Origin of the sequence: Dyella acidiphila, from assembly GCF_014863405.1 — a bacterium.
In the GTDB taxonomy this organism is placed as follows: Bacteria; Pseudomonadota; Gammaproteobacteria; order Xanthomonadales; family Rhodanobacteraceae; genus Dyella_B; species Dyella_B acidiphila.
Genome location: NZ_JACZZA010000001.1, coordinates 125,869 through 149,243, shown reverse-complemented (window position 1 = coordinate 149,243; position 23,375 = coordinate 125,869). Strand labels below are relative to the sequence as shown.

Here is a 23,375-nt window from a genome sequence, read left to right as displayed (position 1 = left end):
GGAGGGGCATGGAACCCCCGATTCTATCGCATGCTGAGCATCCTCGACCGATACTTCCTGCGCGAGCTGGGCCAGACCGTTGGCGCCACCGTGATCGTGCTGCTGGTGATCATGGCCGGCACATCCTTTGCGCACGTGCTCGAACAGGTGGCCAAAGGCAGCTTCCCGGCCAGCGTCATGTTCCAGGTGCTGGGCCTGAACATGGTCGACAGCCTGTCCACCATGCTGCCGCTGGCGGGCTTCCTGGGCGTGCTGCAGTCATTCGGCCGCATGTACCGTGAAAGCGAGATGCACGTGCTGGCATCGTCGGGCATGGGCATGGCCGGGCTGCTGCGTCCTACCTCGATCGTCGCCATCCTGATGATCGCCGGGGTCAGCGCCGTATCGATGTGGCTGGGCCCGCTGGCCTCGCGCACCTCGGACGATCTGGTCGCCGCCGCCAACCGCTCGATCATCGCCGCCGGCCTCGATGCCGGTCGCTTCACCGAGCTGCCCGGCAAGGGCGGCATCATCCTGGTCGATTACCTCAGCCGCGATGGCCAGCAGCTCGGCAACACGTTTATCGCGCAGGAACGCATCAACAAGGACGGCAGCCTGACCATGAAGATGGCCACCGGCAAGAACGGCTTCCTGTATTCCAACAGCGATTCCAGCGACCGCTATCTCGCCTTGAATACCGGCTGGCAGTACGAGATCCCGCTCGGCGCCGACAACTGGCGCCGCATGCAGTACCGCCGCAACGACAGCGCACTGTCCTCGATCCAGTCCGACGACGAAGCGGATCCGATCCACAACCTGGACATGATCGACCTGATGAAAACCCCCACGCCGGATGCACGCGCCGAATTCGCCTGGCGCACGGTGGTGCCGGTGATGACGCTGGCCCTGCTGATGCTGGCGATGCCGCTGTCGCGCCAGACGCCGCGCGAGCCGCGCTACGGGCGCATGATGATCGCGGTGCTGGGCTTTTTCGTTTACTACAACCTGCTGTTGCTGTGCCGCGGCCAGTTGGCCAAAGGCCATTGGCATCATGCGTGGCCGATGTGGGTGATCAGCGTCGCGCTGTTTGCGGTGGCTGCCATGGCGTTCCGTAACCATTACATCGCGCGCAAGCCGCGCAAGGCGAGCGCCTGATGGCGGCGTTACGTATCAAGCGAGTGGACTGGCTGATCGGCGTGACCGTGCTCGGCTCGATGCTGCTGGTCTGGCTGGTGCTGATCGGCCTGGACGCGATGATGCAGTTCGTGCGCCAGCTCGGCTATATCGGGCGCAACGGCTACACGCTGAGCAATGCGATCTTCTACATCGTGGTGACGATCCCGCGCCGCATGTACGAGATGTTCACCTTCGCCTCGCTGATCGGCGGCCTGCTTGGCCTGGGCGGCCTGGCCTCCACCGGCGAACTCACCGCCTTGCGCGCATCGGGCATGTCGCGCCTGCGCATTGCGGTGTCGGCAGTGGGCGTGGTCGCGGTGCTGGTTACCGGCGTGGTGATCATGGGCGAGACGGTCGGCCCCTGGGGCGACCAGCAGGCGCAGGCCTTGCAGTTGCGCCTGCGCTCGGGCGGCAATCTGGGGCAGACCAGCAGCGGCCTGTGGGCGCGCGACGGTGACCGCATCATCAATGCCAAGGACAAGGCCCTGCGCAATGCCGGCGATCACTCCTACGTGCAGTTGCTCGACGTACGCGTGTTCACGCTTACGCAGGATGGCCAGCAGCTGAGCCGCTTCGACCAGGCCGCTTCGGCGCAGCAGGTCGGACGCCAGTGGGTATTGAACAAGGTGCGCAGTACCACGCTGGATGACAAGGGCGTGCACAGCACTGTTTCCGACACCCTGCACTGGGATTCCAAGCTCGATCCGGAAGTACTGCAGGAGTCGCTGGTGCAGCCGCAGTATCTGGCTGTGCGCGATCTGCAGCACATCATCGACTACAAGAAAAAGAACGGCGAAAACACCCGTCCGTACGAGATCCCGCTGTGGAGCCGCGTGATGTATCCGGCCAACGTGCTGGTGCTGGTGCTGTGCTCGATGCCGTTCGCCTTCGGCGCGCTGCGTTCGGGCGGCCTGGGCAAGCGCATCTTCATGGGCATGATCCTGGCGATCAGCTGGTACTTCGTGCAGAAGGCGATCGTGAGCTTCGGCACCGTATACGGCATTCCGCCGCTGGCGGCGAACATCCTGCCTGCGCTGCTGCTGGCCGGCATCGGCTGGTACTACTTCCGCAAGCATGCCTGAGCCGGGCGACGCCAAGTCGCCCGCTGCACCGCGCCTGGTGCCGGACACCAACGTCTGCCTGGACTTGTTCGTATTCGACGATCCGCAATGCGCGGCGCTGTTCGCTGCCGTGCGCGCCGGCGAGATCGAGCTGGTCACGCGCGAGGATTGCCGGGCCGAGTGGCAGGCTGTGCTGGCGTATCAGGCATTGAAATTGAGTCCGGAACGCCAGGCTGCGGCCGCGGTGCAATTCGATACATGGGTGCGCTGCATGCCTGCTGCATCGGCGTTGCCGCCGGACGGCGTGGTATTGCCGCGCTGCCGTGATGGCGACGATCAGAAATTCCTGGAGCTGGCGCAGCAATGCGCAGCCGCGGCCCTGCTTACGCGCGACGATGCCTTGTTGCGGCTTGCCCGCCGCACGCAACGCGAAGGCCTGTTCCGAATCCTGCCGCCGGCGTTATGGCAAGCGGCGATAAGTCCTGCGTGATCACTTGCCGAGCGCCGTCATGCTCGGCAAAGTGGCGCATTCCTTTCGCGATCCAACGAGGCATGTCATGGACTGGGTTGATCTGCGCAGCGATACGGTGACCCGGCCGACGCCGGCGATGCGCGCCGCCATGCTCGATGCCGAAGTGGGCGACGACGTCTACGGCGAAGATCCCACCGTCAATGCGCTGCAACAGCGCCTGGCCGGCGATCTCGGTTTCGAGGCTGGGTTGTTCGTGCCTTCCGGCACGCAATCCAATCTGCTGGCGCTGATGTCCCATTGCGAGCGCGGCGATGAATACATCGTCGGCGCCGATGCGCATACCTATAAATTCGAGGGCGGCGGTGCGGCCGTGCTGGGCTCGATCCAGCCGCAGCCGATTGCGCACGATACGGATGGTTCGCTGCCGCTGGATAAAGTGGCGGCGGCCATCAAGCCGGTCGATCCGCACTTCGCCCGCACGCGTCTGCTGGCATTGGAAAACACCTGGCATGGCCGTGTGCTGCCGATGGCGTACCTGCAGGCAGCCCGGGATTTGGCGCGCGAGCGCGGCCTGGCCCTGCATCTTGATGGCGCGCGGCTATACAACGCAGCGGTGACCGATGGTGTGCCGGCGCGTGCGATCGCCAGTCATTTCGACAGCGTGTCGGTGTGCCTTTCCAAGGGCCTGGGTGCGCCGGTGGGTTCGGTGCTGGTCGGTTCGGCGGCCTTGATCGACAAGGCGCGCCGCTGGCGCAAGGTCGCCGGTGGCGGCTGGCGTCAGGCCGGCATGCTGGCGGCGGCGTGTTTGCATGCGCTGGATCATCAGGTGGAACGGCTGGCGCAGGATCACGCGCGTGCAGCGCGGCTTGCCGAGGGTTTGCGCGAACTGCCCGGCGTGAAGCTGTTGGGGCTGCATACCAACATGGTGTTCGTCGATGTGCCGCAGGAGCGCTTGCGCGAACTGGATGCGCATCTGCGTGAGGCCGGGGTGCGCATCAGCATCGGCTACCTGCCGACGCTGCGCCTGGTGACGCATCTGGATGTGGATGACGCGGGCGTCGAACGCGTGATTGCGGCGTTCAAGACGTTTTTTGCGGCGTAACGTTGCCGTGTGCGCTCCCTCTCCCCGGCGGGGAGAGGGAGCAGAGCGATTACGCGCGCTTGGAAACCAGCGCGAGCTCCGAGCGGCGAATGAAATCGCGCACTTGCGGATACACGATCTCGCGCCAGCGACGGCCGCTGAAGATGCCGTAGTGGCCGGCGCCGTCGATTACCTTGTGTGCGCGGCGCGAAGCGGGAATGCCGGTGCACAGGTCGTGCGCGGCTTCGGTCTGGCCGATGCCGGAAATATCGTCCAGCTCGCCTTCGATGGTCAGCAGGCTGGTGCGCTTGATCGCACCCGGATTTACGCGCTCGCCATGCACATCCCACAGCCCGCGCGGCAGCAGGAACTGCTGGAATACGGTGCTGATGGTGTCCAGGTAGTACTCGGCCGGCATGTCCAGCACGGCGTTGTATTCGTCGTAGAACTTGCGATGCGTCTGCGCATCGTCCAGGTCGCCGCGCAGCAGGTTGAGATAGAAATCCCAGTGCGAACTCAGGTGGCGGCCCGGATTCATCGCGATAAAGCCGGCGTGCTGCAGGAAGCCCGGATACACCTCGCGGCCATGACCGGGATAGTTGGTCGGCACGGTGTGGATCACATTGCCCTTGAACCAGCTCAGCGGCTGCGTGGTGGCCAGGTTGTTGACCTGGGTGGGGCTGCGGCGCGGATCGATCGGGCCGCCCATCATGGTCATGCTGCGCGGCGTGGCTTCGCCGCGCGCGGCCATCAGCGAAATCGCCGCCAGCACCGGCACGGTCGGCTGGCACACCGAGATCACGTGCAGCGACTGGGCGCCGATATGGCGGATGAACTGCTCGATGGTTGCGACGTAGTCATCCAACTGGAACGGGCCGGCCGAGGCCGGAATCATGCGCGCATCGATCCAGTCGGTGATGTACACCTTGTGGTCTTGCAGCAGGGTGCGCACGGTGTCGCGCAGCAGCGTGGCGTGATGACCCGACAGCGGCGCCACCACCAGCACCGCCGGCTCGTTCTTCATCTTTTCGATGGCATCCGGTTCGTCGCTGAAGCGCTTGAAGCGGCGCAGCTGGCAGAACGGCGTTTCCAGGTCGATGCGCTCGACGATGGCGATCTGGTTGCCATGCGCCTCGATGCTGTGGATATCGAAGGACGGCTTCTCGTAATCCTTGCCCAGGCGGTGGATCAGCTCATAGCCGGCCGCCATGCGCTGCGCACCCGGCATCTGTGCCAGGGGGCTGCTGGGATCGGTGAGCATCCGGGCGCTGGCCTCGGCGTAGTGGCTGAGCGGGCCGAGAAAGGCGCGTTGCCATTCGTGAATTTGATAAAGCATGGCGGGCGGACCGGGAGTCTTCCAAAGCTGCATGATAGCCGGTTAGCGGCTGAATTGCTGCAATGCGGAAGTAATTCATGTCCTTTTAGATCAATGGCTTACTGTTTTTAACACGATCTCATAGCGGTGAGATCGTGTTTTCAGCCGATCCGGCGGACTTCGCTGCCCGCGGCCAGGTCGTGCACCGCCTGGCCGCGGCTGCCGAACAGGGCCGCCACGAACCACAGGCCCCAGGCGCAGGCCACTGCCCACAGCGCCGTGCGCAGGCCGAAAGCCGGCGCCAGCAGCAACAGCAGCAAGGGCAGGGCGGCTACCAGCACGCGCACGAGGGTCTGGCGCAGTGTCAGCGCCGCGCCGTGGTCGTTGGTGACCCGTATGCGCCAGGGCCGCATGCCCAACGTTTGCCCGCCACGCAGCCACGACACCACGAAATACGCCGCGACCACCAGCGCCTGCAGCGGCTGGTACCACCAGGCGATCCGCACCTGCGCGCCGTTAGTGATTAGCTGGCCATGCGTGGCCAACTGGCAGAGCAGGCCCACCACCATCACGATCGCCAGCACCGCGACCACGTCGTAAAGCAGGGCGAGCAGCCGTCGCCATAGTGGGCAGATCAGGTCGTGGGTTGTCGCTTCGGTCATGAGGTAGCTTGCAAGGCGCTCGCGCAATGCCCAGCATCGTGCGCATGAAAGCCAGCACCCGTAAAGAGTCAGCCAGTAAAGCAACTGAAATCGCCGCGGCCGATGTGCAGGAGATCGACGCGTTTGTCGAGCGCGTATGGTCCGAAGATGGCCTGGCCCAGCGCACGCTGGAGGCCTACCGGCAGGATCTGGAAACCCTGGCGCGCTGGCTCAATGCACGCCAGCGCCACCTGCGCACGGCACGGCGCGAGGATCTGTCCGCCTTCCATGGCGCGCAGCCGGTGGCCGTGCGCTCGATGGCGCGTCGGCAATCGGCATTCCGGCGCTTCTATGCGTCGCTGGCGCGCGACGAGCCGGGTTTTGACGATCCCACCTTGCTGATCGAGCGCCCGAAAATGCCGCGCAGCCTGCCCAAGGCGCTGGCCGAGCGCGAGATCGAAGGGCTGCTCGATGCGCCGGACGCCGGCACCACGCTGGGTCTGCGCGATCGCGCCATGTTCGAGTTGATGTATGCCTCCGGCCTGCGCGTTTCCGAGCTGGTGGAACTGCCGCTGGCGGCGCTGAACACCCGCCAGGGCGTGCTGCGCGTTACCGGCAAGGGTGGCAAGGATCGGCTGGTGCCGGTGGGCGAAGTGGCGCTGGAGCGCATCCAGGCCTATCTGGCCGAGGCGCGGCCGGTGCTGGCGAAAGGCCGCCAGCCGGCGGCGCTGTTTCTCAGCAAGCGCGGCGAGGGCATGACCCGGCAGATGTTCTGGACCCTGGTGAAACGCTATGCGGTGGGCGTGGGCATCAACAGCAAGCGCATTTCCCCGCACGTGCTGCGCCATTCCTTCGCCACTCATCTGCTCAACCACGGTGCGGATCTGCGCGCCCTGCAGATGTTGCTCGGCCACAGCGCCTTGAGCACCACGCAAATTTATACGCTGGTAGCCAAGGAAGGGCTCAAGCGCCTGCACGCGCAGCATCATCCACGCGGCTGACACAAACCCTGATATACGCAAATTGTCGATGATTTCAAGAGTTTTCGCGGTCGGTATGCGATACTCGCGACCTCCCCTCGGCAGGCCATTCCGCGCGCTGCCGGCACGCAGTGAGGTCGTGATGTCGAAGAAGTTCTGGTTGATGCTTTGCGCTGGCGCGCTTGCGTTGCATGCCGGTGCCGCCCTGGCTTCGACGTCGCTGGCCGTATCGGCGGCGCCCGCCAACAGTGCTGAAAACACCGTGCGCCAGACCCTGCTGCGGCTGGTGCCGAAGGCCGAGGTGGACCAGATCACACCGGCGCCGATCCCGGGTTTCTACCAGGTGATCGCTTCCGGCCATCTGGTCTACATCAGCGCCGACGGCAAGTACGTGATGAACGGCGACCTGATCGATGGCGTCAAGGGCGAGAGTCTTACCGACGATGCGTGGGCCAGCTATCGCAAGACGGAGCTGGCCAAGGTGCCGGTGTCCGACCGCATCGTGTTCGCGCCGAAAAATCCCAAGTACACGGTAACCGTATTCACCGACGTCACCTGCCCGTACTGCCGCGTGCTGCATCAGCAGATCGATGCGTTCAACAAGGAAGGCATCGCGGTGCAGTATCTGGCGTGGCCGCGCTCCGGCGTCACCGGCGATGACGGCAAGCCCACCCAGACCTACAACGAGATGGTCTCGATCTGGTGCTCGGCCGATCGCAACGATGCCTTCACCGACGCCAAGAAGGGCAAGCTGCCCAAGCAGGTCGACTGCAAGAATCCGGTCAAGGATCAGTTCGACCTGGGCCTGAAGCTGGGCGTGACCGGCACGCCGTCGGTATATGCCGAAGACGGTACGCTGATCGGCGGCTATCTGTCGCCCACCGAGATGCTGCAAGCGGTGCAGGAGCACTCCGCGACGGGCGGTTGACCGATCGCATCGTCCGCTAGGCCTTCCCACAATGCGTGCAGGTCACTCGTGCACAGGGAAGTGTCATGCGGAAATGGTCGTTTTCATCGCGCGTGCTTGGCGCGCTGCCGTTGCTGATCGCACTGGCGGTTCATCCCGTTACTGCTGTCGCCCTGCCGTCTTCGCCGTTGATGCTGGCCAACGTTTATCACGCTGGCGTGGCCGTGCGCGATTACTGGGTCAGCGAGAAATACGACGGCGTGCGTGCTTACTGGGACGGTAACAGGCTGCTCAGCCGCAGCGGCGCGTTGATTGCCGCGCCGGCCTGGTTCACCGCGCACTGGCCCGACACGCCGATGGATGGCGAGCTGTGGATCGGTCATGGCCTGTTCGAACGGGTTTCCGGCACTGTGCGCCAGCTGCCGCCCAGCGACGATGCATGGCGGCAGGTGCGCTATATGGTCTTCGATCTGCCGGCGCAGCCGGGTCCGTTCGATCAGCGCATCCCGGTATTGCAGCGGCTGGTCGCCAGGCTGGACCGGCCCTGGGTGCAGGCCGTGCGGCAATTCAAGGTGGCCGATGAGGCGGAACTCAAGCGCCGGCTGGACGAGGTAGTGCGCGCCGGCGGTGAAGGTCTGGTCCTGCACCGCGGCACCTCGCTCTATCACGCCGGCCGCGACGACGACCTGCTCAAGCTCAAGCCCTACGACGATGGCGAGGCCAGGGTGGTCGGCTATTCCCCCGGCAAGGGCAAATATGCCGGGATGCTGGGCTCGCTGCTGATGGAATTGCCGGACGGCACCCGCTTTCGCATCGGCAGCGGCCTTAGCGATGAGCAGCGCCGCCACCCGCCGCCGCTAGGCAGCCTGGTGACCTTCCGCTACCAGGGCACCACCGCCGGCGGCAAACCGCGTTTTGCCCGCTTCATGCGGGTGCGCGAGGAGCGGTAGGGGGCAGCCTGTCCATGCTGGAACGCCCCATGCCGCGACGGAGCGGGCGGCGCTGGCGCCGCTAAGGTACAATACGGAGCTCCACTGCTTAGCGCCTTTTCCCCCCGCATGATCGCACTCGACGGGCAGAGCGCCCTCTCGCCTTTTCGCCTGGAACGTCTCAACGCACACCTCGATGCCATGCATCGCGGGACCCGCGTGCAGGCCTCCTGGTTCGTCTATTTCATCGACGCCGCGGCCATGCCCGAAGGCGAGCAGCGAAAGCGCCTGCTGGAAGCGCTGGAGGCCAGGGACGGAACGCCGCAGCCCGCTTCGCTATGGGTGGGCCCGCGCCTGGGCACCATTTCGCCGTGGTCGAGCAAGGCTACCGACATCCTGCATGGCGCCGGTTTCAATGTGCGCCGCGTCGAGCGCGGCACCGCCTGGCAGATCAGCGGCCTGCCGGCGCCTGCCAATGCCGCCTATAACGATGTGCTGGGCGTGCTGCACGATGCGATGACGCAATCGGTGCTCACCAGCCTGGAGCAGGCGCAGGGCTTGTTCCTGGCCGGCCAGCCGGGCGATCTGGTGCATATCGCGCTGGGTGGCGATGCACGCGCCGCGCTGGCCACGGCCAATCGCGAGCTGGGCCTTGCACTGGCCGACGACGAGATCGACTACCTCGCTGCCCGCTACGCCGAACTGGGCCGCGATCCGACCGATGCCGAACTCTTCATGTTCGCGCAGGCCAATTCCGAGCATTGCCGCCACAAGGTGTTCAACGCCAGCTGGACGCTGGATGGCGAAGCGCAGGACAAGAGCCTGTTCGCCATGATCAAGAACACGCACCAGCATGCGCCGGCCTACACCTTGTCCGCGTACAAGGACAACGCGGCGGTGATCGAGGGCAGCCAGGGCAAGCGCTTCTTCAGCGACAGCGACGGTGTGTGGCGCGCCAGCGAAGAGCAGATCGATTACGCGATCAAGGTGGAAACGCATAACCATCCCACCGCCATCGCCCCCTGGCCGGGCGCAGCCACCGGCGCCGGCGGCGAGATCCGCGACGAAGGCGCCACCGGCCGCGGCGCCAAGCCCAAGGCCGGGCTCAGCGGTTTCTCGGTATCGGACCTGCGCATCCCCGGCCATCCGCAGCCGTGGGAAGTGGAGCGCCCGTTGCCGCCACGCATGGCCAGCGCCTTTGAAATCATGCGCGACGGCCCGCTCGGCGCTGCTGCTTTCAACAACGAATTCGGCCGTCCCTGCCTGGGCGGCTATTTCCGCACCTACGAACACGAAACCGGCGAAGCCGGTGTGCGCCGCGGCTATGACAAGCCGATCATGATCGCCGGCGGTCTGGCCAATATTCGCCACGACCACGTGCAGAAGCGCGACCTGCAGCCCGGCCATGCGGTGATCGTGCTGGGCGGCCCGGCCATGCTGATCGGCCTGGGCGGCGGCGCCGCCTCGTCGGTGGCTTCCGGTGCTTCCAGTGCGGAACTCGACTTCGCCTCGGTGCAGCGCGACAACGCCGAGATGGAGCGCCGCTGCCAGCAGGTGATCGACGCATGCTGGGCGCGCGGCGACAAGAATCCGATCGTCAGCGTGCACGACGTGGGCGCGGGCGGTCTGTCCAACGCCATTCCGGAATTGCTCAACGATGCTGGCGTGGGCGGCGACATCGACTTGTCCAAAGTGCCTTGCGACGATCCCTCGCTGTCGCCGATGCAGGTGTGGAGCAACGAATCGCAGGAACGCTATGTGCTAGGCATCGCGCAGGCCGACCTGCCGGAATTCGAAGCCTATTGCCAGCGCGAACGCTGCCCGTACGCCGTGGTCGGCACGGCCACGCAGGAGCGGGTGTTGCGCGTCATCGATCCGCGCCGCCAGCTCACCGTGATCGATCTGCCGATGGATGTGCTGTTCGGCAAGGCGCCGCGCATGCATCGCGATGCGCATCGCATCAAGCCGCGCATCGATCTGGTGCCGGATCTGAGCGGCATCGGCCTGGACGAAGCGCTGATGCGCGTGCTGCGCCTGCCGACAGTGGGCAGCAAGAACTTCCTGATCACTATCGGCGACCGCAGTGTGGGCGGCTTGTGCGCCCGCGATCCGATGGTCGGCCCATGGCAGGTGCCGGTGGCCGATTGCGCAGTGACCTTGCTCGACTTCGACGGCTACCAGGGCGAAGCGATGGCGATGGCCGAGCGTGCGCCGGTGGCGCTGCTCAACAGCGCCGATGCGGCGCGTCTTGCGCTCGGCGAAGCGATCACCAACCTCGCTGCGGCGCCGATCGCGTCGCTGGGCGAAGTGCGTCTTTCCGCCAATTGGATGGCGGCCGTCAATCACCCGGGCGAAGACGCCGCATTGTTCGACGCGGTCAAAGCCGTGGGCATGGAGCTGTGCCCGGAGCTGGATATTTCCATTCCGGTCGGCAAGGACTCGCTGTCCATGCAGACCGTGTGGCAGGACGGCGACACGCCGCAGCGCACAGTCGCGCCGGTGTCGCTGGTGATCACCGGCTTCGCGCGCGTCGACGATGTGCGCCGCACGCTCACGCCGCAGTTGCGCCTCGATCACGGCGATTCGGATCTGTGGCTGGTCGACCTGGGTGCGGGACGCTCGCGCCTCGGCGGTTCCTGCCTGACTCAGGTGTTCAATCGCGGCGGCGGCGTGCCGCCGGATCTGGACGATGCCAAGCGCCTGAAGGCCTTGTTCGACCTGGTGCAGGAAGCCAATCGCAGCGGCCTGCTGCTGGCCTATCACGACCGCTCCGACGGCGGCGCCATCGTTACCCTGCTGGAAATGGCGTTTGCCGGCCATTGCGGTCTGGAAGTCCATCTGGATGGCTGGGCCGAAGCGGCCCTGCGCGCGCTGTTCAATGAAGAACTGGGCGCGGTGATGCAGGTGGCGGTGGCCAATCGCGAGGCGTTCGAAGCCTTGCTGGTGAAATATGGCCTGGCCGGCATGAGCAGTCGCATCGGCCGCCCGAAAGAAAAGCTCGGCATCAAGCTGTTCCACAACGGCGAGACCGTGGCCAAGTGGAACTGGACCCTGCTGTTCAAGGCGTGGAACGAAACCAGCCACGCCATGCAGCGTCTGCGTGACAACCCGGCCAGCGCCGACGCCGAACTGGAATGGCGCATCGACGATACCGATGCCGGCATCAGCCCCAAGCTCAGCTTCGATCCGGCCAAGGACATTGCCGCAGCGTATCTGCAACAAGCGCCGCGCCCGCGCGTGGCGATCCTGCGCGAGCAGGGCGTGAACGGCCAGGTCGAAATGGCGGCGGCATTTACCCGCGCCGGTTTCGATGCGGTGGACGTGCACATGTCCGATCTCGCCAGCGGCCGCATCAAGCTTGCCGATTTCCGCGGCCTCGCGGCCTGTGGCGGCTTCTCCTACGGCGACGTGCTCGGCGCCGGCCGCGGCTGGGCTGCCTCGATTTTGTACAACGACATGCTGCGCGCGCAGTTCACCGCCTTCTTTGCCGACCCGAGCAAGTTCGCGCTGGGCGTGTGCAACGGCTGCCAGATGCTGAGCCAGCTCAAGGACATCATCCCCGGTGCGCAGCATTGGCCGAAGTTCCTGCGCAATGCCTCCGAGCAATACGAAGCGCGCCTGGCCACGCTGGAAGTGCTCGACTCGCCCAGCATCTTCTTCAAGGGCATGTCCGGTTCGCGCATTCCGGTAGTGGTGGCGCACGGCGAAGGGCGGGTAAGTTTTCCGCAGGCCTGCAGTCCGGCGAAGTCGGGCAGCGCGGTGCGCTTTGTCGACAACCGCGGCAAGCCGACCGAAAACTTCCCGCTCAATCCGAACGGCTCGCCCGGCGGCCTGGCCGGCTTCACGGCGGCGGATGGGCGCGTGACGATCATGATGCCGCATCCGGAACGCGTGTTCCGCAGCGTGCAGATGAGCTGGCGCCCGGACAACTGGGGTGAAGATTCACCCTGGATGCGCATGTTCCGCAATGCCAGGGTGTGGTGCGGCTGAGCAGCCGCGGCCTGAAGCGCGGATGGCCGGCCTGGTTGCTGGCCATCGCGTGGATGCTGCTGCTGGCATGGCTGCCATGGTGGATCGATCTGCCGCTGCTGCTGGCGGTGGTTGCCGTACAGCTGGTGCAGCCGGCACGTTTGCATGGTCATGACGATCAGCTGCGCTTGGCGTTGCGCTGGGGCCTGGCCGGTTTGCTGCTGGCCGTCTATCGCAGCCTGCAAGGGCATCAGCTGGCGCTCACGTTGAGCTTGCTCGCAGCGCTCAGCGGTTTTTCGCTGCTGGTCTTGCTGGAGTCGTGGCTGAAACACAAGCCGGTGCGCAATCGCGCGCTGGCGGCCAGTGCGCCGGAGTGGCGCGAGCTGGCGCTGGCGCCCGTCGGCCCGGCTGCGGAGATCGTCGAGTTGCAGCTGCCGGCATGGACGCAGCTCGATGATGCCGTGCAGGACAACCCTGTCGGCATCACCTGGCACACACGGCATCGTTGCCGCGTTGGCGGTGAGGTTTACCTCGAGCACGTCGAGCCCCGGGTGTCGATCGCGCCGGGGCAGCGCTGGCTGGTGCTGCCGATTACCGCAGGGCGCGGCGTGGTGCTGTACGATCGCACGCGCGCAAAACAGTACCGGCTGCGTGGCTGGCAACTATATGGCTGGCATGGCGGCGAAGCGTGGCTCAGCCGCGGCGACGATCGTCCGCCGCTGGCGCTGTCGCACGTGCTGGGCCAGGACCAAGGCGAGGAATAAATGTCGTACCGCAAGCAGGATCAGCATGGCAGCGCTTGATACCCCCGCACTCAGCGTGATCGTGGTTTCGGCCGATAGCGGCCCCAGCTTGCGCGACTGCGTGAACAGCGTGCTGGCCTGCGCCACGTCGCTGGAATTGCTGCTGATCGACAACGCCTCGGCCGATGGCATTCCGCAGGCGATCGCACGCGCGCGCGAAAACGAGCCGCGCCTGAAGGTGCTCTACAACCACGCCAATCTCGGCTTCGGTCCGGCGGTCAATCGCGCGGTGGCGCAGTCGCGCGGCGCCACGCTGCTGATCCTCAATCCCGACTGCCTGCTCGAGCAGCCGGCGCTGGAACGCCTGCTCGAAGTGCTGCAGCAGGAACAGAAGGCGGGTCTGGTCGGCGCGGTGGTCTGTGATCGCCAAGGTGTGCCGGATCCGGCCTCGTACCGGCGTGATCCGCTGATGCAGCGCGCGCTGAACACATTCTTCAAGCGTGGCGGCGAAGGCGTGAATTTCATCGGCAGCATGCCCGATCACGTGGTGGAGGCCGAAGCCGTATCCGGCGCGGTGATGCTGATGCCACGCCGTGTATTCGAATGGTTGAGCGGCTTCGACGAAGACTATTTCCTGCATTGCGAAGACCTGGATCTGTGTCGGCGCGTGCGCGATGGCGGCTGGCGCGTGCTGCTGGCGGGCGATGTGCATGTGCTGCACGGCAAGGGCGGCTCGAGCCGGCATCGCCCGGTGTTCGTGAGCTATTACAAACATCGCGGCATGTGGCGCTGGTTCCGCAAGTTCGACCCGGCCGCGCATAAGCCGCACCTGGCGGCGATCGTGTGGCTGGGCATCTGGGCACACTTCCTGGTGAAAATTCCCGGCCAGCTGTGGCGGTTGCTGCGCCGATGAGCACGGCTGCGCGCATAAGCCTGCTGGCGACTGTCGGTCTGCTGGTGATGACGGCGGTGTGGGGTTCCACCTTCGTGCTGATCAAGGGCGTGCTCGACCGCATGCCGGTGGCGGATTTTCTCGCCGTGCGTTTCATCATCGCGGCGATCGTGATGTTTGCGCTGTTTCATCGCCACGTGGCGCGCCTTTCACGCCGGCAGCTTTGGCGCGGCGCGTTGCTCGGTGCGATCTACGGAGCGGGGCAGCTGCTGCAGACCTGGGGCCTGGCGCTGATCTCGCCCAGCGTCAGCGGCTTTGTCACCGGCATGTACGTGGTATTTACGCCGATTTTGGCGGCGGTGCTGCTGCGCCAGCGGACACCTTCGGTGGTGTGGTTGGCAGTGGGCCTGGCTACGTTTGGACTGGGCTTGTTGTCGCTCAATGGTTTTTCGGTGGACGAGGGCGTGTGGCTGACCCTGCTTTCCGCCTTGCTATATGGGCTGCATATCGTGGCGCTGGGGCATTGGTCGCGTGCCGACGAAGCCTTTGGTCTTTCCGCAGTGCAGATGGCGGTCATTGCCTTGGTCTGCCTGCTTGCCACCGCAGGCCATGGCGGTCCGAGCTTGCCGCCCGATATCGATGCGTGGCTGGCCACTTTGTATATGGCCTTGATTGCCGGTGCCGGTGCGATGTTGATGCAGACCTGGGCACAAGCCCATCTGCCGGCGACGCGCGCGGCGATCGTGATGACGACCGAGCCGGTATTTGCGGCGGGTTTTGCCGTGGCGTTCGGTGTGGATGCGCTGACCTGGCGCATGCTGCTGGGCGGGGGATTGGTGCTGGCGGCGATGTATCTGGTGGAGCTGGCTCCACGGCGTGGGGGCAAGGACGCGCCTCCTGCCGAAGCCATTCATCACGAGCTGTAGCTTTGCTCCGGATGGGGTTCGGGATAAGCCAGCAAGCGCTGGTCGTCTCGATGCCGATTTGTTGGGTTACGCTGCGCCAACCCAACCTGCGTATTACGCGTCGTCAGCACGCTTATGCGGCTGCATCGCCAGCTGTACCAGATAAATCACGATCGCCACATTGGCCAGCAAGGCACCGACCTTCAGCCAACTGAACTTGTGGAACACCTCGTAGACCTCGAACGGGATCAACGAGCCGGTGGCGATCACCGTGAACCATTCCGCCCAATGTTTGCGCAGCCACAGGCCGGTGCCTTCGGTGGCGAAGATGGCGGCATAGCACAGCGCCACAATGCCGATCGCGACAAATTTGCCCGGGCCCATCTGTTCCAGCAACTGCACCAGCTGCAAACGCAGGCCGTTGCTGTCGCTCAGCGACAGGTGCTCCAGCATATGCACCAGATGATCGAAGTTCTGTTCTTTGTGCAGGCCGAAGGCGACGAAAGCCACGATGATCAGGCAGACAGTCTTGATCGCCTTGTAGATGGCGATCACCCGCAGACCGAAGCTATGGCGCGCTTCGATTTCGGAGCTGGGTTTGGTGGTGCGGCGGTCGCCTGGAGACATGGTGATGGGACGCTAAGCCTACGTAAAAGGGAAAAGTTTAACCGGAGGGCATTGCAGAAAGGCCATGCCCGGGATGCGGGCATGGCCTGGGAATTCCAAGCTCAGGGCAGGGCGGCCATTCAGCAACAGCGACCGCCGGTACCTTTGTAGCGTGCGGTCTGCCGCTCGCGGAAGAACTCGGCGTAGGTCGGGATGCGGCGCTCGGGGTGATGGGTGCGCAGGTGGGCGACATAGACGTCATAGTCCGGAACGCCGCAACTCAGCCGCGCGGCCTGGACCAGACGATGCCACCACGACGAGAGTCCTGTCTTCATGACCTTTGGCCTGCCGTGGCACTGGCCAGCGCCACGCGCGGTGCTTCGTGCGCGGTGGGCACATTGCTGCGCCAGGCCTTCATGATGGCGTAGATGCTGAAGCCGCACATGGTCAGCACCAACAGCATGAAGACGGCGGTGAGCGTGGCATCCACGCTGTTGTTGGTGACGATGCGCTGCATCTCGGCCAGGCTCTTGGCCGGCGCCATCAGCTTGCCGGCCTGCAAGGCCTGGGTGTAGTTCTGCGCCGCATTGGTGAAACTGATCGGACCGCTCAGTTTTTCCCAGCCCGCGGTCAGCGTGCAGAGCACTAGCCACAGTGCGGGAATGCCCGGCACCCACACATAGCGTTCGCGCTTGAGCTTTACCGTTACCACCGTGGCCAGCATCAGCGCGATCGCCGCCAGCATCTGGTTGGCGATGCCGAACAGCGGCCACAAGGTGTTGATACCGCCAAGCGGATCCACCGCACCCTGATACAGGAAATACCCCCACAGGCCGACGCAGATCGAGGTGGCCAGCACATTGCCGATCCACGATTCGGTGCTCTTCAGCGGCGCGTGCACCAGTCCGGCAATCTCCTGGATCATGAAGCGGCCCACGCGCGTGCCCGCATCCACCGTGGTGAGGATGAACAGCGCTTCGAACAGGATCGCGTAGTGATACCAGAACGCCATCATGCGTTCGCCCGGCAGGATGTTGTGCAGCAGCTGCGCCATGCCCACCGCCAGCGTGGGTGCGCCGCCGGCGCGGCTGAGAATGCTGGTCTCGCCGATATCGTGCGCAGTGCGCGACAACTCATCCGGCGTCACCACGAAGCCCCATTGGCTGATGGTGGCGGCGGCATGCTCCACCGTGGTGCCGATCAGCGCCGAGGGCGAGTTCATCGAGAAGTACACGCCCGGATGCAGCGAGGCCGCCGCGATCAGCGCCATGATCGCCACGAACGCCTCCATCAGCATGCCGCCGTAACCCACCATGCGCGCCTCGCCTTCGTTGGCCAGCAGCTTGGGCGTGGTGCCGGAGGCGATGATCGAATGCCAGCCCGATACCGCGCCGCAGGCAATGGTGATGAACAGGAACGGGAACAGCTGACCCTGGAATACCGGGCCGGTGCCGTCGACAAAGCGCGATACCGCCGGCAACTGCAGGTCCGGCGCGGCAAAGATGATCGCGATTGCCAGCAGCAGGATGGTGCCGATCTTCAGGAAGGTGGAGAGGTAATCGCGTGGCGCCAGCAACAACCACACCGGCAGCACCGAGGCGAAGAAGCCGTAGCCGATCAGCAGCCACGCCAGCGATTTGGCATCGAAGTCGAACAGGCTGGCAAGGTCGGGCGTAGCCGCGATATGCGCGCCGTAAGCGATCGACGTGAGCATCAGCACCAGGCCGATCACCGACACTTCCAGAATGCGCCCGGGCCGCAGCCAGCGCAGATAAATGCCCATCAGCAAGGCGATCGGAATGGTGCATGCCACCGAGAACGTACCCCAGGGACTATGCGTCAGCGCCTTCACCACCACCAGCGCCAGCACGGCCAGCACGATCATCATCAGCGCCAGCAGGCCGAACATGGCGACGACGCCGGCAAACGGCCCGAGCTCCTCGCGCAGCATATGGCCCAGCGACCGCGCATCGCGCCGCACCGACAGGCCCAGCACCATGAAATCCTGCACCGCGCCGCCCAGCACCACGCCGAACAGGATCCACAGCGTACCGGGCAGATAGCCCATCTGCGCCGCCAGTACCGGCCCGACCAGCGGACCGGCGCCGGCAATCGCGGCGAAGTGATGGCCGAACACCACCCATTTGTCGGTGGGCACGTAATCCAGGCCGTCGTTGCGCAGGATCGAGGGCGGCGCGCGGCCGGGATCCATCTGCAGCACGTGCAGCTCGATGAAGCGGCCGTAGAAGCGGTAGCCGATCAGGAATACCGCTACGGCTGCGGCCACCAGCCAGATCGCGTTGATCGGTTCGCCGCGGCGCAAGGTGATCACGCCCAGGCAGGCGGCACCGATCACGGCGATGACAGCCCAGGCGAGCTTGCTTGCCATGCTGGCGGGTCTTGTTGCGAGGGTTTCCATGGATGGTCTCCGGATCGACAAGAGAGGCGGCTCAATCTCATCGCGTAGCCTGGCGCGTCCCCAGGCCTCCCTGGCCGCGCGAAGGCCTTGAACAGGTGCCTAGAGTCGTCCTGTCGGCCGAAAGGGTCAATACCGGGCTGCCTGCATGTATGGGCAGGCCGATGGCGAGAGTGTGCGCACGATTTTTAGGTTTTGGTCGATATGCTGATGAAGCTGGCAGACTACGCGAGCTCTTAGGCCGTCATTCCGGCGAAGGCCGCAATCCATGGCCAGTGCGACGCATGGATTGCGGCCTTCGCCGGAACGACGACTAGGCGAGGACGCCGCTTCCGACAGCGTGCCGCGCTGCGTCGACCGACTCCAAAAAATTCAAAGTACATGCGGGGATGGCTTGAGTTCGTGTCTTGCCGTCCACAGTTCGAACACGAGGTTTCAGCTGCGTGAGGTTGGCATGATTCGCGAGATTCTGAAGATGGGCGACCCGCGCTTGCTGCGCGTCGCGCCGCCCGTGCCCGATGCGATGATCGGCAGCGCCGAGCTCGATGCGCTGATCGCCGACATGTTCGACACCATGCACGATGCCGGCGGTGTCGGCCTGGCCGCACCGCAGATCGGCGTGGACCTGCAACTGGTGATTTTCGGCTTCGACCGATCCGAGCGTTATCCGGATGCACCGCCGGTACCGCAGACGATCCTGCTCAATCCGGTGATCACGCCCTTGTCACAGGATATGGAAGAGGGCTGGGAAGGCTGTCTGTCAGTGCCGGGCCTGCGTGGCGCGGTGAATCGCTATTCGCTGATCCGCTACGAAGGCATCGATCCGAAGGGCGAGCGCATCGATCGCACGGCCGAGGGTTTTCATGCGCGCGTGGTGCAGCACGAATGCGATCACCTGATCGGGCGGCTGTATCCCTCGCGCATCACCGATTTCACCAAGTTCGGTTTTACCGAAGTGCTGTTCCCGGGCATGGACCCGAACGCCGACGAATAAGCCCGCACAGTGCCTGCCCACGCCGTGGGCAGGCACGCATCGTCAGGCCGGCTGCGGATGCAGCAGGAACCAGCCCAGGCACACGGCGCCGGCAATGACGCAATATACGCCGAACGACGCCAGCCGGCCGCGGCCTTCGAAGTAACGCATCAGGAAACGCAGGCTCAGCCAAGCCGCAATCGCCGTGAGTACACCGCCCAGCGCCGCATCGGCCAGCTGGCCCGGAGCGTGAAAGAGCTTGGGGATTTCCAGCAGGCCGGCGGCGAGGATGATCGGCGTGCCGAGCAGGAAGGAAAATTCCGCAGCCTTTTCCTTGTCCAGCCCGGTGGCCGAGCCGGCGATCATGGTGAGGCCGCTGCGCGAAAAGCCGGGGATCAGTGCGCCGACCTGGGCCAGTCCGATCAGAAAGGCCTGGCGGAAGCTCAGTTTCTCCGGCGGCTTGTGCGTGCGCGAACGTTCCAGCCGGTCGCCGATCCACAGCAGCACGCCATTGGCGATCAGTGCGATGGCCACGATGCGCAGGTCCTTGAATACCAGCTCCAGTTTTTTCTCCAGCAGCACGCCGACCAGGCCTGCCGGCACGGTGCCGATGATCAGCGCCCACATCATGTGGCCGTCATCGTTGCGGCGGCCACCCAGCGAGGCGACGAAGCCGCGCACCAGGGCGATCCAGCGCTGGCGGAAATAACCCAGCAGCGCCAGCGCGGTACCCAGATGCAGGGCGACCAGAAAAGGAATCAGCTGCGGCGCGTGCTTGTCGATATGCATGCCGAACAGCGCGGGTACCAGCAAGGTATGGCCCAGGCTGCTGACCGGAAACAATTCGGTCACACCCTGCAGCACGCTTAGAAAGATCAGGAACCACAAGCTCACGCAGCTACCCTCGCAAGAATCGGCGGGCCATTGTACAAGCCGGCTTGCCCGCACACCGGCAGCCCCGCATTATCGCGATGGGAAGATGAGGGGAGCTCGAATGGACGGTACGACAGATTCCGGCAAGCCAGCGGCCGTGCAGGGGCGCAATCCCGGCATCGACCTGCTGCGCGGCTTGTCGATCCTGCTGGTGGTGCTGCATCACATCGGTCTGCGCATTCCGCTCAAGCACGGCGTGCTGGCGGCATGGCTGCCGGGTTTTGTGCTGGGCGCGATCAACTACAACGGCTACGAGTCGGTGTTCGTGTTCTTCGTGATCTCCGGCTTTCTGATCACCAGCCATTCGCTGCAACGCTGGGGCGGCCTGGATCGCATCGATGCGCGCGCCTTCTATGCGCGCCGCTTTGCGCGCATCGCGCCCTGTTTGCTGGCTTTGCTGCTGGTGCTGAGCGTGCTGCATCTGGGCGGCGTGCAGGACTACGTCATTACCCGCGCCGGCCAGAGCCTGCCGCGTGCACTGGTCGCGGCACTGGGGCTGCATCTGAACTGGTATGAGGGGCATTACGGCTATCTGCCCGGCAACTGGGATGTGCTGTGGTCGCTGTCGATCGAGGAAACGTTTTACCTGGGCTTCCCGATCGCTTGCCTGCTGGTGCGCCGCACATGGTTGTTGGCCTTGTTGCTGGGCTTGTTCGCGCTGTCGCTGCCGTGGTCGCATGCCGTGCTGGCCGATAACGAGATATGGCAGGAAAAGGCCTATCTTCCGGGCATGGCCGCGATTGCCGCCGGCGTGTGCGGTGCTTTGCTGGTCAGGCATCGGCAAGCGCACGCAGTCTGGATCGCCAGAATTTTTATTGCCGCCGGAGCGTGCGGACTGGCCGCTGTGCTGCTGGCCGAACGCTGGCTATGGCCGCTGCTGCACGACGGCTGCCTGTTGCTGCTGACGCTGTCGGTGATGAGCATGCTGGCCGGCTTGCACTGGCGCCAGCAGCTCGGTGCATGGCGGCCATGGCGCGCGCTGGACTGGCTGCGTTCGTTTGGCCGGCTCAGCTACGAGATCTATCTCAGCCATATGTTCGTGGTCTACACGCTGGTGCGGCTGTTCCGCAGCCATGGCGCCGATATGCAGTGGGGCGTGCTGTGGTATCTGCCGGCGGTGCCGCTGTGCTGGCTGCTGGGGGCGGCGGTGGCGCGCTGGATTTCGCTGCCGTGCGAGGCGTGGCTGAAGGCAAAGCTGTTGGCGCCACGCATGGTGCCGACGGCGGCCTGATCCCGGCTTGCACCGGGATCAGGCGTTACGTACTCGGGATCAAGGCGATTTGAGCTGAAAGTTGTGCGTCAGCAGGTCGAGCTTTGTCTTCATGTCTTCCGGCTTGTGCGTCCCCTGGGTGGCGTAGAACACCGTATAAAGTTCGGCCGGCGTGGCGCTGGCATGCGGATTCATCACGCTGGCGATATCCATCTCGTCGCCGTCGTTATAGGGCACGCCGTCATACGGATGCTGCTTGTGCAGCAGCTTGCCCCAGGCCTGCTTGAAGTTGTCGTCCAGATCCGGTGTCGGCGCGAGATGGCGGCGCACGCTGATGCGATCCGGATCGGTGATGTTGAGGCGGATCTGCAGATAATTGGTTTGCAGAGTGACTTTGCCATCTTGATTGAAGTAGCCGAAGCCGACGCCGAGCATATTGTCCGGCGCCACCGTCTGCAGGCTGTCCGGGTAGCTGAAGGCAATGCGGCTGGAGGCGTAGCTGAAACGCTTGCCGTAGTCGAAGTCGATGCGGCCGTCTTTCAGCGCCTGCGGCAGCAGCGAGCTATCGGCGAGGAAGGTTTTCCACTGCGCCAGCGAACCGCCGTAGTCGACATTGACGAAGTCGGTGAGCGCCTTCATGTCGATCATGCTGTCGTGAGTCACCATCGCGGGATTGAGCCGCATCATCAGCGCGTAGCCATCCGGCACGGGCAGGGCGAACAGCACCACCTGCGCGTTGATATACGGCTCGGACCACACGAACACTTTCCACGGCCGCTGCCAGGCATCGGTGTAGGTGCTGCTGGTGACCGGCTTGCCCATCGACGTGATCTTGATCTTTTCCGGACCGATCGGCCGGTACCAGTAGCCGGTTTTCAGCACCAGCTCCATCATCTGCTTGGGATCGTTGTAGAACGCATCGGCCTGCATGCCGTCGGGCCGGCGCAGATGCATCAGAAAGTTGTGCCCGACGTAGCCGCTGGCGATATAGCCGTTGCCGCTCAGCGGTACGCGATTGAGTTCACGCCCGGCGTAGCCCCAGTCGCCGCTGCGGTTGTGCACGATCAGGGAGGGAAAAAAGCTCAGCTGGGGATCTTCGTGCAGGATCCGGTTGGAGCCGGTGCCGCGCGGAAACAGATCGGCGCTTTGCTGCTGCAGCAAGGCTTTCAGTTGTTGTTCGTTGAAATCGTTCTGCAGCTTCTGGAAGGTGGTGCTGAAATCGGCATAGCTGGCCGGCAGCGGAAACTGCGCCTTGAAGTTGCCGTTCTGGTCTTCGTCCAGCACGTCCAGCTGGTAGGTCAGCTGCTTGTCGATCACCGCAGTGTGGTCAGGCGCGTTGAGCACTTCACCGATCGGCAGCGCGTAGTTGAGATTCTCGTTGGCCGATTTCATCAGCACCACGCCGATCACCTTGCCGTCCTGGTCCAGCAGCGGACCGCCGCTGTTGCCGGGCGAAGCGGCGGCGGAAAAGCGCATCCATTTCCAGCGGCCGTTTTCTTCTTCGGGCGTATCGGAGGTGTACAGCCCATCGCGGATCACCACGCCGGTACCGAGCGCATTGCCGACGGCATACACCACGGTATTCAAGGCCGGCTTGGTATTGGCGACCAGCGCACTGTGGCCGGGTTGTTCCTTCAGCGAAAACAGCACGAAATCCTGCTGCAGCGAAAACTTCTCGATCTTGTCGATGGCGTAGACATGCCCGGCCGCATCGCGCAGCGCGGGTGGTCCGGTGAGATCGCCTACCGCCGCCATCAGCACGTGGCCGGCGGTGACATAGCGGTTGTTGCCGAGCGCGAAGGCGGTGCCGACCGAGAAATATTTGTCGGTGCGCTCCTGATAGGGCAGCAGTTGCAGCGGCAGCGGCTTTTCGTAGCTGAGCGGATCGTCGACCGCCCGGGGTATCACCACTTCGAAGGTGGCGGCGTCGATATTCGCGATCAGGCCGGGATCGAGGCTGGCCGCCCGTACCGGAGCGGTGCCGCCGAGTGTGAGCGCCAACAACAGCACCCAGGAAAGCCCATACAAGAAGCCGCACCTGGCAGCCTTCGCGCTACGCATCCGCCCGTTCATCGCCCGCATACGTGTCCTTCGCCTGATTGTCTGCCGGCCTGGGGCCGGATCCCCGCGGCAGATACTGACATAGCGGCGAGAGGCGCGGGAGAGCCCGTAAGTACTGGTTTTGCC

General features: G+C 64.6%; 20 protein-coding genes. 13 read left to right on the top strand and 7 right to left on the bottom strand.

What is annotated here, in order from left to right:
• Nucleotides 1-30 precede the first annotated feature (30 nt).
• The 4 genes from lptF (at nt 31) to ltaE (ending at nt 3,790) form a co-directional block, all read left to right on the top strand.
• Nucleotides 31-1,134, top strand: coding sequence for an LPS export ABC transporter permease LptF (gene lptF, locus IGX34_RS00780; protein WP_192553761.1), 1,104 nt, complete (start codon nt 31-33; stop codon nt 1,132-1,134).
• Complete coding sequence (gene lptG / locus IGX34_RS00775) at nt 1,134-2,237, top strand: LPS export ABC transporter permease LptG (protein ID WP_192553760.1); 1,104 nt, start codon at nt 1,134-1,136, stop codon at nt 2,235-2,237. The genes lptF and lptG overlap by 1 nt, the downstream gene beginning before the upstream one ends.
• The gene (locus IGX34_RS00770; protein WP_192553759.1) at nt 2,230-2,706 is read left to right on the top strand and encodes a PIN domain-containing protein; all 477 of its coding nucleotides are present in this window, start codon (nt 2,230-2,232) and stop codon (nt 2,704-2,706) included. The genes lptG and IGX34_RS00770 overlap by 8 nt, the downstream gene beginning before the upstream one ends.
• 67 nt (nt 2,707-2,773) lie before the next feature.
• On the top strand, nt 2,774-3,790 hold the full coding sequence (gene ltaE / locus IGX34_RS00765; RefSeq protein ID WP_192553758.1) for a low-specificity L-threonine aldolase: 1,017 nt from the start codon (nt 2,774-2,776) through the stop codon (nt 3,788-3,790).
• Between the two features lie 49 nt (nt 3,791-3,839).
• On the opposite strand, the gene IGX34_RS00760 is transcribed toward ltaE, so the two are convergent.
• Both IGX34_RS00760 and IGX34_RS00755 read right to left on the bottom strand, forming a co-directional pair.
• A complete protein-coding gene (locus IGX34_RS00760; protein WP_192553757.1) occupies nt 3,840-5,105 on the bottom strand; it encodes a polyhydroxyalkanoate depolymerase in 1,266 nt (421 codons plus the stop codon).
• Between the two features lie 140 nt (nt 5,106-5,245).
• The gene (locus tag IGX34_RS00755; RefSeq protein WP_192553756.1) at nt 5,246-5,746 is read right to left on the bottom strand and encodes an RDD family protein; all 501 of its coding nucleotides are present in this window, start codon (nt 5,744-5,746) and stop codon (nt 5,246-5,248) included.
• 44 nt (nt 5,747-5,790) lie between these two features.
• On the opposite strand from IGX34_RS00755, the gene xerD reads away from it, so the two are divergent.
• The 7 genes from xerD (at nt 5,791) to IGX34_RS00720 (ending at nt 15,071) form a co-directional block, all read left to right on the top strand.
• A complete protein-coding gene (gene xerD / locus IGX34_RS00750) occupies nt 5,791-6,726 on the top strand; it encodes a site-specific tyrosine recombinase XerD (protein ID WP_225737126.1) in 936 nt (311 codons plus the stop codon).
• 121 nt (nt 6,727-6,847) lie between these two features.
• Nucleotides 6,848-7,633, top strand: coding sequence for a thioredoxin fold domain-containing protein (locus tag IGX34_RS00745; RefSeq protein ID WP_192553754.1), 786 nt, complete (start codon nt 6,848-6,850; stop codon nt 7,631-7,633).
• Nucleotides 7,634-7,698: 65 nt separating this feature from the next.
• Complete coding sequence (locus tag IGX34_RS00740; protein ID WP_192553753.1) at nt 7,699-8,562, top strand: DNA ligase; 864 nt, start codon at nt 7,699-7,701, stop codon at nt 8,560-8,562.
• A gap of 108 nt (nt 8,563-8,670) precedes the next feature.
• The gene (gene purL / locus IGX34_RS00735) at nt 8,671-12,531 is read left to right on the top strand and encodes a phosphoribosylformylglycinamidine synthase (protein WP_192553752.1); all 3,861 of its coding nucleotides are present in this window, start codon (nt 8,671-8,673) and stop codon (nt 12,529-12,531) included.
• A complete protein-coding gene (locus tag IGX34_RS00730) occupies nt 12,519-13,274 on the top strand; it encodes a hypothetical protein (protein ID WP_338015390.1) in 756 nt (251 codons plus the stop codon). The genes purL and IGX34_RS00730 overlap by 13 nt, the downstream gene beginning before the upstream one ends.
• A gap of 25 nt (nt 13,275-13,299) precedes the next feature.
• Nucleotides 13,300-14,166, top strand: a complete 867-nt coding sequence (locus IGX34_RS00725; protein WP_192553751.1) for a glycosyltransferase family 2 protein — start codon at nt 13,300-13,302, stop codon at nt 14,164-14,166.
• The gene (locus IGX34_RS00720) at nt 14,163-15,071 is read left to right on the top strand and encodes a DMT family transporter (RefSeq protein WP_192553750.1); all 909 of its coding nucleotides are present in this window, start codon (nt 14,163-14,165) and stop codon (nt 15,069-15,071) included. The genes IGX34_RS00725 and IGX34_RS00720 overlap by 4 nt, the downstream gene beginning before the upstream one ends.
• 93 nt (nt 15,072-15,164) lie before the next feature.
• Here the strand turns inward: IGX34_RS00720 and IGX34_RS00715 are convergent, their stop codons facing one another.
• The 3 genes from IGX34_RS00715 to IGX34_RS00705 all read right to left on the bottom strand — a co-directional run bounded on the left by IGX34_RS00715 (nt 15,165) and on the right by IGX34_RS00705 (nt 18,045).
• Nucleotides 15,165-15,677, bottom strand: coding sequence for a DUF2127 domain-containing protein (locus IGX34_RS00715; protein ID WP_192553749.1), 513 nt, complete (start codon nt 15,675-15,677; stop codon nt 15,165-15,167).
• Between the two features lie 119 nt (nt 15,678-15,796).
• Complete coding sequence (locus tag IGX34_RS00710) at nt 15,797-15,991, bottom strand: YbdD/YjiX family protein (protein WP_192553748.1); 195 nt, start codon at nt 15,989-15,991, stop codon at nt 15,797-15,799.
• Nucleotides 15,988-18,045: a carbon starvation CstA family protein gene (locus IGX34_RS00705; protein ID WP_425598770.1), complete on the bottom strand. Its 2,058-nt coding sequence runs from the start codon at nt 18,043-18,045 to the stop codon at nt 15,988-15,990. The genes IGX34_RS00710 and IGX34_RS00705 overlap by 4 nt, the downstream gene beginning before the upstream one ends.
• Nucleotides 18,046-18,526: 481 nt before the next feature.
• On the opposite strand from IGX34_RS00705, the gene def reads away from it, so the two are divergent.
• Nucleotides 18,527-19,066, top strand: a complete 540-nt coding sequence (gene def, locus IGX34_RS00700; protein WP_192553746.1) for a peptide deformylase — start codon at nt 18,527-18,529, stop codon at nt 19,064-19,066.
• 42 nt (nt 19,067-19,108) lie between these two features.
• On the opposite strand, the gene IGX34_RS00695 is transcribed toward def, so the two are convergent.
• On the bottom strand, nt 19,109-19,939 hold the full coding sequence (locus tag IGX34_RS00695; RefSeq protein WP_192553745.1) for an undecaprenyl-diphosphate phosphatase: 831 nt from the start codon (nt 19,937-19,939) through the stop codon (nt 19,109-19,111).
• A 100-nt stretch (nt 19,940-20,039) separates the two neighbouring features.
• On the opposite strand from IGX34_RS00695, the gene IGX34_RS00690 reads away from it, so the two are divergent.
• Nucleotides 20,040-21,209 carry an acyltransferase family protein gene (locus tag IGX34_RS00690; protein ID WP_192553744.1) on the top strand — a complete coding sequence of 390 codons (1,170 nt, stop codon included), beginning with the start codon at nt 20,040-20,042 and terminating at the stop codon, nt 21,207-21,209.
• A 39-nt stretch (nt 21,210-21,248) separates the two neighbouring features.
• Here IGX34_RS00690 and IGX34_RS00685 read toward each other — a convergent pair whose 3' ends face one another.
• Nucleotides 21,249-23,216 (bottom strand): S1 family peptidase, encoded by a 1,968-nt coding sequence (locus IGX34_RS00685; RefSeq protein WP_225737125.1) that lies wholly within the window; start codon nt 23,214-23,216, stop codon nt 21,249-21,251.
• Nucleotides 23,217-23,375: the final 159 nt, after the last annotated feature.